The 11,892-nt window shown below is 59.0% G+C and carries 9 protein-coding genes and 2 pseudogenes; 9 read left to right on the plus strand and 2 right to left on the minus strand.

Annotated elements, in window-relative coordinates:
- From repA to repC, 3 genes are all read left to right on the plus strand, one after another.
- The gene (gene repA / locus RLCC275e_RS32790) at positions 1 to 1,212 is read left to right on the plus strand and encodes a plasmid partitioning protein RepA (RefSeq protein WP_033182428.1); all 1,212 of its coding nucleotides are present in this window, start codon (positions 1 to 3) and stop codon (positions 1,210 to 1,212) included.
- Complete coding sequence (repB, locus tag RLCC275e_RS32795) at positions 1,209 to 2,252, plus strand: plasmid partitioning protein RepB (RefSeq protein ID WP_033182427.1); 1,044 nt, start codon at positions 1,209 to 1,211, stop codon at positions 2,250 to 2,252. Before repA ends, repB begins: the two co-directional genes overlap by 4 nt.
- 154 nt (positions 2,253 to 2,406) lie before the next feature.
- Positions 2,407 to 3,621, plus strand: coding sequence for a plasmid replication protein RepC (gene repC, locus RLCC275e_RS32800; protein ID WP_033182426.1), 1,215 nt, complete (start codon positions 2,407 to 2,409; stop codon positions 3,619 to 3,621).
- 683 nt (positions 3,622 to 4,304) lie between these two features.
- Here the strand turns inward: repC and RLCC275e_RS32805 are convergent.
- Positions 4,305 to 4,877, minus strand: coding sequence for a hypothetical protein (locus tag RLCC275e_RS32805; protein WP_130671784.1), 573 nt, complete (start codon positions 4,875 to 4,877; stop codon positions 4,305 to 4,307).
- Positions 4,878 to 5,316: 439 nt separating this feature from the next.
- A pseudogene (locus tag RLCC275e_RS32810) lies at positions 5,317 to 5,813 on the minus strand (ProQ/FINO family protein).
- A gap of 145 nt (positions 5,814 to 5,958) precedes the next feature.
- Here RLCC275e_RS32810 and RLCC275e_RS32815 point away from each other — a divergent pair.
- From RLCC275e_RS32815 to RLCC275e_RS32840, 6 genes and pseudogenes are all read left to right on the plus strand, one after another.
- The gene (locus tag RLCC275e_RS32815) at positions 5,959 to 6,324 is read left to right on the plus strand and encodes a hypothetical protein (RefSeq protein ID WP_245304490.1); all 366 of its coding nucleotides are present in this window, start codon (positions 5,959 to 5,961) and stop codon (positions 6,322 to 6,324) included.
- A complete protein-coding gene (locus RLCC275e_RS32820; RefSeq protein WP_033182425.1) occupies positions 6,325 to 6,786 on the plus strand; it encodes a hypothetical protein in 462 nt (153 codons plus the stop codon).
- 528 nt (positions 6,787 to 7,314) lie between these two features.
- Positions 7,315 to 9,441: a ParB/RepB/Spo0J family partition protein gene (locus RLCC275e_RS32825; protein WP_033182424.1), complete on the plus strand. Its 2,127-nt coding sequence runs from the start codon at positions 7,315 to 7,317 to the stop codon at positions 9,439 to 9,441.
- A gap of 96 nt (positions 9,442 to 9,537) precedes the next feature.
- A pseudogene (locus RLCC275e_RS32830) lies at positions 9,538 to 10,194 on the plus strand (hypothetical protein).
- Between the two features lie 72 nt (positions 10,195 to 10,266).
- Positions 10,267 to 11,457 (plus strand): hypothetical protein, encoded by a 1,191-nt coding sequence (locus RLCC275e_RS32835; RefSeq protein ID WP_033182423.1) that lies wholly within the window; start codon positions 10,267 to 10,269, stop codon positions 11,455 to 11,457.
- 105 nt (positions 11,458 to 11,562) lie between these two features.
- Positions 11,563 to 11,817, plus strand: coding sequence for a DUF6117 family protein (locus RLCC275e_RS32840; RefSeq protein ID WP_033182422.1), 255 nt, complete (start codon positions 11,563 to 11,565; stop codon positions 11,815 to 11,817).
- Positions 11,818 to 11,892 lie beyond the last annotated feature (75 nt).

Genomic DNA, 11,892 nt, shown 5'->3' on the forward strand with positions numbered 1-11,892 from the left:
ATGCCAAAAATCGCTGCAAAATTACCGCCAAAAGATGAAGACTTGATGGGGTTGATTGAGCGCCATTCTCGTTCCTTGTCGGCGCAACTGCAAGAGCATCAGCTCGCGACTTTTCCCCCTACGGCGGAAAAGGGCATCCGCACGTTTCAGCCAGCCGAGGCGGCCAAACTGGTCGGCGTGAAAGAGGTATATCTTCGTCAACTCGCAAACGAGCTGGAAGGTCTCCAGGTCAGCACCAGTCCGACCGGCCGCCGGTCATATTCTGTCGAGGACATGCACAAGATACGCAAGCATCTCGATCAGGTGGGCCGTGGCAATCGCCGCTATCTTCCACACCGCCGCGACGATGAAGCGTTGCAGGTTATCTCGGTCATGAATTTCAAGGGCGGGTCCGGCAAAACCACGACCGCTGCTCATCTGGCCCAATATCTCGCGCTTCGCGGCTACCGGGTGCTTGCCATCGATCTTGACCCGCAGGCGAGCCTGTCCACACTCTTTGGCAACCAGCCAGAAACCGACGTCGGCGCAAACGAGACGCTTTATGGTGCCATTCGATACGACGACGCCCGCCCAATGGCCGAAATTGTTCGGGCGACCTACATTCCCGATCTTCATCTGATCCCAGGCAATCTCGAACTTATGGAGTTCGAACATGATACGCCCCGGGCGCTGATGAAGCGGAAGATCGGCGATACCATGTTCTTCCACCGGATCAGCGAAGTGCTTGACCAGGTGGCCCCCAATTACGACGTTGTGGTAATCGACTGCCCGCCACAGCTCGGCTACCTGACCCTATCTGCGCTGACCGCAGCAACGTCTGTTTTGATCACCGTGCATCCGCAGATGCTCGACGTCATGTCGATGAACCAGTTTTTGTCGATGACATCGGACCTGCTTCGGGAGATCTCCTCCCACGGCGCGCGCTTCGACTATAACTGGATGCGCTATCTCGTCACTCGTTTCGAGCCGAGTGACGGGCCACAGAACCAGATGGTCGGATATCTCAGGGCGATTTTCGGAGAAAATGTTCTGAACTTCCCAATGCTGAAGACAACGGCCGTTTCCGATGCCGGTCTCACGAACCAGACCCTTTTCGAGGTGGAGAGAGGCCAATTCACGCGGGCCACCTACGATCGCGCGTTGGAGGCGATGAACAACGTCAACAATGAGATCGAGTCACTGATCAAGAAAGCATGGGGAAGAAAATCATGAGCAGAAAGGACATCCTCCGCACCCCCCAGCCGACTGGTGCCGTCGCGGTGGCGGCTGATAGACCGGTCAAGAGCCGAAGTATCCTTCCGCTCCTGGGCTCCCCGCCAGCGGAAGGGGCGACAGCGGCATCTTCGCGTCTCACCAGCCAGGTTGGCGGCGCTTTTGCAGAGGGCAAGGCTAGGTTCGAGCGCGCCGAAGAGATCGAAAAGCGCCTGGCAGAAGGCCAGACCATCATTGAGCTCGATTCGGGTACGATCGATCCATCTTTCGTTCAGGACCGCATGCCCGGTGAAATTGACGGTCTTGTCGAAGCGATCCGCGAACAAGGCCAGCAGATCCCTATTCTGGTGCGCCCTCACCCCGAGGCACCGGGGCGCTATCAAGTCGCATTTGGGCACCGTCGTTTGCGCGCAGTCGCGAAACTTAACCGGCCCGTCAAGGCGGTTGTCAGGGAACTGACCGACGAGCAGCTGGTAATTGCGCAAGGTCAGGAGAACAATGAAAGAAAGGACCTGACATTCATCGAAAAGGCGCGATTTGCCTCCCGGCTGACCGAACAGTTTTCACGAGATGTGGTGATGGCAGCGTTGTCAGTCTACAAAAGCGATCTCTCGAACATGCTGTCGGTGGTGACGCGCATCCCGACCGAAATTGTCGACGCAATCGGCTCGGCGCCCGGAATTGGCTTGAAAAGTTGGGTGGCTCTTGCCGAGCTTCTCACGCGCGACAGCGACCTTGAGCAGGCTTCAACTTTCCTGCGATCGCCCGAGGCGAAAGCCCTGCCCTCGCCCGACCGGTTCAAATCGCTCGTCGCCAGCCTCAAACCTGCACCCACCAAGCGCGGACTACCGGATCTCCTGACAACGGCAACGGGGCTCCGTCTGGCCCAGGTGACCAAAAGCAAAACCAAGTTGGACCTGTCAATCGATCGGCGCGAGATGCCAGAATTCGCAGCCTTCGTCTTGGAGCGCTTGCCAGCGCTCTTCGAGGAGCATCGCTCCAGAAACAGCGCTCAAGACCATTTGAACAACGGAGATTAGCGGAAAAAGAAAAAGGCCCCCAAAACGTCGCCGTCGTGGAAACCTCTTTCAGATCTAAGCAACCTGAGAATCGCACTTCCACGGATATTCGTCAAGAGTCTTTGGCACCGACTTGGTGAGCCGATTTCTTTTGCCTTTTGAAAGGTGAAAGACGATGCAAACAGGAAGTGTGACGACGCCCTTCGGGCGGCGATCGATGACGCTTGCCCTCGTGAAGCGCCAAGTCGCTACAAGAGAGATCAAGGCGGGAAAATCTGTCGAAAAATGGAAGGTCTTTCGGGACGCTTCTGAGGCCAGGGAAGCGCTCGGCCTGCAGTCGAGCAGCCTTGCTGTGCTCGACGCGCTGCTGAGTTTCTACCCGGAGAACGAATTGCGCCAGGAAGCACAGTTGGTGGTGTTTCCGTCGAACGCACAATTGATCCTGCGTGCCCATGGCATGGCTGGAGCAACACTTCGCCGTCACATTGCATTGCTGGTGGAATCCGGGTTGATCGTTCGGAAGGACAGCGCGAACGGCAAACGCTTCGCGCGTAAGAATAATGCTGGAGAAATCGAGAATGCCTTCGGTTTTGATCTCTCGCCAATGCTCGCCCGATCCGAAGAACTGGCTCTCATCGCTCAGAATGTCGTTGCCGCGCGGTCCGCTTTCAGGAAAGCCAAGGAGAACCTGACGATCTGCCGCCGTGACGTTCGCAAGCTAATTTTGGCAGCAATGGAGGAGGGAGCCGAAGGCGATTGGGCAGCCATTGAAGCAATATATGTCGAACTCGTTGCCCGCATCCCCCGTTCCCCGGCCATGATCGACGTAGCGGGGATTCTGGATGAAATGGAGCTTCTTCGCGACGAGATCATCAATCAGTTGGACAACCAGCAGAATTCACAATTTAATAGCACCAATGACGCTCAATTTGAGCAGCACATACAGAATTCAAATCCCGAATCTACCTATGAACTTGAACCAAGCTCTGAAAAAGAGCAGGGCGCAAAGCCGCGCAAACCCGACAAGCGAATGGTCGAGCCGCTGAAGGCTTTCCCTCTTGGTGTGGTGCTGAAGGCCTGCCGGCAGATTGCTGACTATGGGCCGGGCGGGGCGGTTGGAAGCTGGCGCGACCTCATGTCGGCCGCAGTGGTGGTGAGATCGATGCTGGGGATCAGTCCGTCTGCTTTCCAAGATGCGTGCGAGACTATGGGGCCGGAAAATGCCGCAGTGGCGGTCGGTTGCATCCTTGAGCGCGCAAATCTGATCAATTCGCCAGGCGGATATCTGCGGGATCTGACGCGGCGCGCCGAGCGGGGTGAGTTTTCTCTCGGTCCGGTAATCATGGCTCTGCTCCGCAACAGTGTTGGCAGGCTGCCTCAAGCAGTGTAGATCGCGGTTAGTTGCGACTAACCGCGCTAAAGGACTGAAATAGCAGGTATTTCTGGATTGCGTTTCCCTCGGTAGAACGAACTTTGCTGCCCGACCGCGAAATTCGCAGGGTTAGACGCGCAATACACGCATCGCGATATTGGATGCCCGGACGGGGGAAGTTTAGTGCTGGCTGTAGAGTTGCTGGTGTGAATCTTTGGTAATTTCTTTACCTACCATGGTCTGAAACACTCGAACGGGTCTGGCTTTCAGTTCTCAGACAATCGGGTGGAAGAGAGGCGCCTGCGTTCGCTGGAATAGTTCAACAGGCGTTGCTGACGGGAGCGCATTGGCCGGTTAGTCGTGACTAACCGCCTCAAGCGACTGAAATCACATCGGATTCACAGATGTTGACCAACGGTCTTCGTCGCCGCCAGGTTCTTCGAGTTGAGCGGCGCGCCGGCAATGAGCGCGCGGGCTTTTGAAAAGTCGACCCCGCGGTGCTTAAGCGTCCATCGTCGATAACTCGTGCATGAATACCCGCCTGTTCAATCGCGCCGAGCGTCTCTCTCAGGCGAGACACGGGGTTTCGAGCCTCGACAGTCGTGGCAAGCGCGAACCGCAATGCTCGGAACCCAAGGATTTCCGGATGGAAATTATTGGCGGAACCATGATGTGGCAACGTCATGACCGCAATTCGGTCATCAAAGCCTTCGAAAAACGTCCGCCATTGGCTGGCGCCATTTATCATGCCGAAGCGCGGCGTCGCCCGTGCCCAGCCAGCCGATGCCATCATGTGACCAGAAGAAGCGACCGTAGGGCGGTCCTTCGAGCGAGGAGCGCCATTGCCGGGATGGCTCGGTGTGGCTTGAGCTTGCGACGGCGCGTTGAGATAACGGCCCAGAGTAAAGTGACATCGAAATCGCATTGTGTCCTCCGGCAAAATGCCGGGTGTAGATTTCGACCAGCCGCTTGGCACTTTCCATAGAGCGTATGTGCTTAAGCAGCGATTTGGCGAGCTTTGCCTCGTCATTTCCCCGGAAATCAAGCACCTTTTTAATGTCCCTTAGAAACCGCCTTCGGGCGGGATCATTGACCGGATGGACATAGGGCAGGAGAACCCAATCGCCCCTGCGCCACGCGTCACCTGTAAAGGATTGCCACTCAAGCTGGAGATACGAGCCGGATGCAGCCACATAGGCGCCGTTTTGCGTCTCTCGCGCTGTCGGATCCGCAGGAGTGAGCTTTTCAGCGATCGGCCGGTGTGGGGCACGCAAGTAAGACGCCAGTCTGTTTGCCGACGAGCCTTTGGACGGAGCGTCATCAAATTGTATCCGGCGTCCAGCGGACGGGCCGTCGATCGGACCGTCCGGTTCCGCGCCAGAAGATGTGAAACAAAAAGCACGTCCGTCTTTCCGTCGCATGCTGCCGGGTAGAGCGACATTTCACTGTTGAAAGCGTCGCTTCGTTCCGAGCCGCAGTCATAGACATAGGAAAAGCTTGTGACGGGGCGCTCATTGGCAGAGCGCACGCCGTCGGGCGACCCCTCGACAGTCGAGATCAATCCGGAGTGAAAGCCGCCATGGCCGACCGGGTGCTGGGTACGTGTAATTTTTGCGTGTTGCATCTATGTCCGGATTTTTAGGGGTGAAGATCCTCGTTGGCAGTCGAGGGTCTATCGTTTGAGAAGCGATTGGGGTGGTGGTCGACGTCGGCTCAAGAGGAGATGGACGAGGTGTGCTGCATTTTTCTGCGGCCGAGAAGGCTCGCATGTATCTGCTCTGATTTTGTCGCGCCTGGCGTCGAGGAAGGGGAGGATGAAGACGCTCTGTTCGCTCACCGCCGGTTGCCTTTTTGCTTCAAACCTAGAAACGGTTCTGCGCCGTCATGCAATCATCCTCGCTCAGGGCTTCCAGCGGCCTACCGTCCAGACCATGGCGAACGGAATTGGGCCGGGCGCTCGCGAAATAATATCGCTTGGAGTGGACAAAGGCAGCAAGCGCGCGGCGCAACGTCGTGATGCCAACACCGGGTTTCAAAAGCGGGCGAATTTCCTCAAAGAGCCCGATAGCAAAGGGTCGGATAGGATCGCCTTGCCTTCCCGGTAGGATCCCGACCTGGCATACCAGCAAGGCGTTTATGGCGTCTGCTTTCCGGATGTCGATCTGCGAAGCTACGATCGGGCCGCGGCTGACTATCCAAGGTTTTGTCATAGGTTCCAACCCAATCTTTTCTTCCCCTGCGAGGCTGGGATCTACATCGTCTAAGCTGTTCTTGTTGCAGAATTGCATATTGCGGCAGCCGATCTCAAGGCACGACTGCGCTTCATCCGTCTGTTTGGTACAGACCAGTCTGCGCATGAGCTATGAAATGCTCGCCCTCGTCTCTGCGGGAGTGGCGGTCCTTGGCAGAATCCTCTATATTGCAAACATGAGCGACGAACAGACCATATCGAAATCCACCAAGTCGGCCGTTGAGAAAGTCCTCCGTGATCGCCTCGGCCAGGCAGGGTTTTCTGGCGCCGACATTCGGGCCGATCGAGACAGCGATGGCGATCCCATCCTGCTCGTTGACGTGAATTATGCCTATTCGGACAAGCCGATCAGTTCGAAACTCACTTACGGTCTTTCGACTGAGGTGCGAAAGGCTTTGAGCGCCCTTGGAGAGACGCGGTTTCCGCATATTCGGCATCATTTCGACGAACAGCAGAAGATCGCAAGCTAAGTGTCGAATGATTTAATCGCCACCGCTCGGCGGCTTGCCAAGGCCAGCCCCAAGCGTCCACGCCAGTCCGACCTCAAACGTGGTGTCAGTACAGCTTACTATGCGCTGTTTCATGCGCTGGCTCGCGATTGTGCCGATCTACTGGTGGGGACAGGCGATACGCGCAGTGAACCGGCATGGGCGCAAGTCTATCGGACTCTCGAGCACGGTGTCGCGAAAAATTCCTGCAAAGCAGCGGCAGCCCGCGGCTTTCCGGGCAGTATTGTCTCATTCGCCGATACGTTTGTCATCCTGCAGGAAGAACGTCATCGCGCCGATTACGACCCGCTTGCGCGTTATGTGCGGGCAGAAGTCCTCGTTCTAATCGACAACTGTGAGCAGGCAATCAGAGATCTTGCATCGGCGCCACGATCGGATCGCAAGGCATTCGCAGTATGGGTTCTGCTCCAGAGAAAAAGATAGCGCCGTTTTCCTGGAGCTGGTCAGGACGACGAACAGAACAAGAACATCGATGGATTGCGGACATAGGTCCTGTCTGGAAACGGTAACCTGAGTAGGTCTGGGGACGATGTCGCGCGCCCACCCTCGGGTGATAGGGAAGTGGCGAGAGCGGATTTCGCACACTGAGAGGCAGCCCGGGCCGCAAGGCCGTGGTGCTGCCGTTCGGCGTTGCTCCAATGGATGTCACAGACTGCCTAGCGGAGGTCTCGCATTCAGTGCGCTGCATGAGGGGTCAGGTGGAGGCGCGGGCACGGTTGACGGTGCGGCAGTGTTGGCAAAGCTGAAGCCAGGATGCGCCAGTCTTTATCCGAGGGGCTTCGATCCCCGACGCAGCATTACCGGGTCTTGACCGCAAGGGAAGCTTCGCTTGTCGAAGAGACGGTGGGACATGGTGGGGAGGCGATAGAGGGAGAGGAGGGAAGGGGAAAGCTGTGACGGATTGAGAGGGTTGGAGAGAGGCTCCGCCCGGTCCGTCATGGAGAAACCGACATGGCCCAGGCCATTCAGAAAATCACCCTCAGTGCAGCCCGGGATATTCCCTTCAACAAGCTGGTGCTCAGCCAGCAGAACGTCCGCAAGATCAAGGCAGGCGTCTCGATCGAGGACCTGGCGGAGGACATCGCCCATCGCGGGCTGCTCACCAGCCTCAACGTCCGCCCCGAACTCGACGACGATGGCAACGAGACGGGAAGTTATCGGATTCCGGCCGGCGGACGCCGTTATCGCGCCCTCGAGCGCCTTGTCGCGCAGAAGCGATTGGCCAAAACCGCCGGCGTTCCCTGCATCGTCAGCCAAGGCGAAACCCTCGAAGTCGAGGACTCGCTCGCCGAAAACGTCCAACGCGTCAGCCTTCATCCGCTCGATCAGTTCCGCGCCTTCCAGACCTTGCGCGAGCAGGGGCTTGGCGAAGAGGAGATCGCCGCGCGCTTCTTCGTTTCGGTCGCGACGGTCAGGCAGCGGCTTCGGTTGGCATCCGTCTCACCGCGGCTTCTCGATCTTTATGCCGAGGATGAGATGACGCTCGAACAGATCATGGCGTTCTCAATCACCAACGACCACGTTCGCCAGGAGCAAGTCTGGGACACGATCTCGCGTTCGCATAGCCGCGAGCCCTATTACGTCCGTCGGCTGCTGACCGAAACCGCAATCCGTGCCAGCGACCGCCGCGCCGTCTATGTCGGCATCGATGCCTACGAGGCCGCAGGCGGTGTGACCATGCGCGATCTGTTCGAGCAGGACCAGGGCGGCTGGCTGCAGGATCCGGCGCTGCTGGAGCAGCTTGTGATGGAAAAGCTCAAGGCTGACGCCGAGGCAATTCGGATAAGCGGGGGCTGGAAATGGGTCGAAGCCGCCTTCGACTTCCCTTACGGCCACACGTCCGGCCTGCGCCGCGTCTATGGCGAGCAGGCCGAAATGACTGAAGATGAACTGGCCCGCTATGACGCGACCCGCGCCGAATACGACAAGCTCGATGCAGAGTATGCGGAGGCAAACGAATACTCGGAAGCGACCGAACAGGAGCTCGAGGAACTCGGCAGCGAACTCGACCGGCTCAACGACCGGCCATTCGTCTTCGATCCTCAGGATATTGCTCGCGGCGGCGTCTTCGTGTCGCTCGGCGCCAGTGGCGAGATCAAGATCGAACGAGGCTTCGTGCGTCCCGAGGACGAGCCGCAGGCTGAGGTCGATCCGTCGACTGATGGCGGCGACGGTCGTGCCGATCATGGCAGTGCTCTTGCGGTAACCGGCGCGGCCGGCGGCGAGGACACCCAACCGGACGACGAGGACGAAGCGATCAAGCCGCTTCCGGACCGTCTGGTTCTCGATCTGACGGCGGCGCGCACCGTCGCGCTACGCAATGCGTTGGCAAACAATCCTGTCATCGCCTTTATCGGCGTGCTGCATGCCCTCGTCCTGAAGACCTTCTACGTCTATGGTTCCGATTCGTGCCTGGAGGTGACGCTGCAAAGCGCTCGCTTCAGCCAGACGCCCGGCCTCGGCGATACAGTCTGGGCGAAGGAGATCGATCAGCGGCACGATGGCTGGGGCCAGGATCTTCCCAAAGATCCAAACGATCTCTGGGATTTCCTGATCAAGCTCGACGAGGTCAGCCGCCAGGCATTGTTCGCGCATTGCACCTCCTTGTCGGTCAACGCGGTGATCGAACCCTGGAACAAGCGGGCTCGGGCGATTGCCCACGCTGAGCAGCTGGCCCGCTCGATCGGTTTCGACATGGTGGAAGCCGGTTGGACGTCGACCGCCGACAACTATCTCGGCCGCGTCACCAAGGCCCGCATCCTGCAGGCAGTTCGAGAAGCCAAGGGTGACCAGGCGGCGGAGCTGATTGGCCATCTCAAGAAGACCGACATGGCCCGCGAGGCCGAACGGCTGATGACAGGCAGCAGTTGGTTGCCTGAACCCCTTCGCATGATGGTCGAGGGAGGCACCATCGAACACAACGCTGTCGGAGACACCATCGGGTCCGACGAGGGCGAGACAATCTTCGAAGCTCAGGACCTACCGGTCTTCCTGCTCGATGAGCCGGAAACGTCGGACGACGACACCGGCGATACGGAGAGGGAGATCGGCGGCGAGCATCTCGCCGCCGCCGAATAGTGACCCGACTCAGCCTGACCCGATCGTCATTGCGGTCGGGTCCTTTTCCCAATAGCCCGGCCATCGCGCCGGGCTTTTCCGTTTCAGGAGGCACCTATGCCTGACTTCACCATCGAGACCACCTATCACCTGCCGGTCTTCCGGCATCGCACCCATTCCGCTGACACGCTGGACGCGGCCTGCCGTGCCGCTATCGAGGACGACACTTGGGATATCGCCGAGACGGACTTCGATTCCTCGGGCGCAATTCATGTCACCGGCATCTGGGACGGTGCACATGCGGCCTATGCGGGTCCGCCGATCCAGATCCCCCAGCAATTCAACGAACCTGTTCAGCGCCGGGCGCGTCACTTCGAGATCCTGCTCGGATTGCTGAAGATCCTGTTCGATGATGTCGGTGCTGCCCGGCCACGTCGCTCGATTGGCTCGCTCGATCTGCCTGGGCGATTACACGAGGAGAAGCCATTCTCGCCGGAGACCCGGATCCTGAAGAAGCCGGTCAATCCGCCAAAGCCTTCCCACGTCCTGGTCAGGCTGCAGGAGGGTGGTGTGCGCGACGCAATCACCGCGGTGCTCGAAGTCGACCCGAGCTTTAAGGGTTTAACATCCGAGGCGGTGACCGACGACGAGATCCATGCTGCATGCCTCTCTGTCGCCACCACGATGGATTTTTCCGACATGGTCGGGAACGCCGAATTCCAGGCGGCGCTCTTGGCAATCCGGTCGGCGCACCGCCGGCTGGCTTCCGATTGATTCCTCTTCCCAGCATCCTTCTCAACCTCGCCCGGCCATCGCGCCGGGTTTCTGCTTATAAGGAGACAGCTTATGACCACTCTCACCTCCAACAACCTGTCCGCCCGATCCGCCTTCAAGGTCGATATCTCCCGCGGCGAACGGATCGGCCGCGTTTCGTCCGAATGGTTTTCCCGTCCTGACGATGAACGCTTCCTGTCGCTGAGCGATCTCTACGACACCGTCCGGTCCCGCGCCGAACGCGCCCATGCCCGAACGATCGAAAGCGCTGCGATCCGCGTCGAAGCAACGCGCGACAATGCCGAGCGGCTTGAGCTTCTCGTTCCAGGTCAGCGCCAAACGATCGCACCGACCCACTGGAGCTACGGCCAGCTTTGCAGCCTCGTGGGTGCTCCCGCCACCTATATGCGGCAACTGCCGGCGCCGCTTGCGGCGATCAACCTGCAGCATGGCCTGCTCAATCACCGCGCCGAGCTCGTCAAGACGCTTGAGATGGATGACGGCCGGCTGGAACTGCGCGCGGTGACCGGACCGGAATACGGTCGCATCTGGGACCACGAACTGGTCTCAGCGGTGATGAAGATCGCCGGTAACGGGACCGGCGATACGATGTGGAAAGTACCGGGCGTTCTCGACTGGGCGACGATGTCCCACAATCCTTTCGTCGACATCACCAAGGACACGACGACGCTTTATGGCAGCGACCGCGACGTCTTCCTGTTTCTGGTTGACGACACCCATCCGATCGAAGCCGGACGCCTGCCGAACGGCGAGCCCGACCTCTATTTCCGCGGCTTCTACGCCTGGAACTCGGAAGTTGGATCGAAGACGCTCGGCATCGCCTCCTTCTATTTGCGAGCGGTCTGCGCCAACCGCAATCTCTGGGGCACGGAGAATTTCGAGGAAATCACCATCCGGCATTCGAAATTTGCTGCTCAGCGGTTCGCGCATGAAGCAGCACCCGCGCTGACCACCTTCGCCAATTCGTCGCCTGCGCCCTTCATCGCCGGCATCAGGGCGGCGCGCGAGCGGATCGTCGCGCGCGAGGACGACGACCGCGAAAACTTCCTGCGCCGGCGCGGATTTTCGAAAGGCGAGACCGGCAAGGTGATCGAGATGGTGCTGTCGGAGGAGGGACGGCCACCGGAGTCAGTCTTCGATTTCGTGCAGGGCATCACCGCGCTGGCGCGCACCAAGACCAATCAGGACACGCGTCTCGAACTCGAAGGCAAAGCGAAGAAGCTGCTCGAGAGCGCTGCCTGACATGTTCATGCGCCCCTGGCTCAGGCCCGGCCGCGTCTGCAAATCCCATCGTCGTCATCCCAGAGCCCGGTCAAGCGCCGGGCCTCATTTTGTCTGGAGCACCCAATGGCTATCCCCGATCATGCCCGCACAAACTTCGACACGCTGCTGCGCGCCGCAGCCGATGGCAATCTCGCTCTGTTGGAATGCCTCGATGCCGCTACACGCGAGCCGCGTTACGTGCTCTGCGCTGTCGGCCGCACCAATGGCGAATACGTCTTTACGCCATTCGGCCATCTCGCCGACGGCAATCCTTACGACGCCTATCTGCCACCTAATCCTGACGATTCGACGGGCTTCATCGTAAGCGCGACGACCTAATCCTGACGATCGCCAGCAGTTCAAGCTGGCGATCCCAATCCCTCCCTGGCTGCCCGATTTCGTTCCTCCGACCTT

It is taken from the genome of Rhizobium brockwellii (assembly GCF_000769405.2).
GTDB lineage: Bacteria > Pseudomonadota > Alphaproteobacteria > Rhizobiales > Rhizobiaceae > Rhizobium > Rhizobium brockwellii.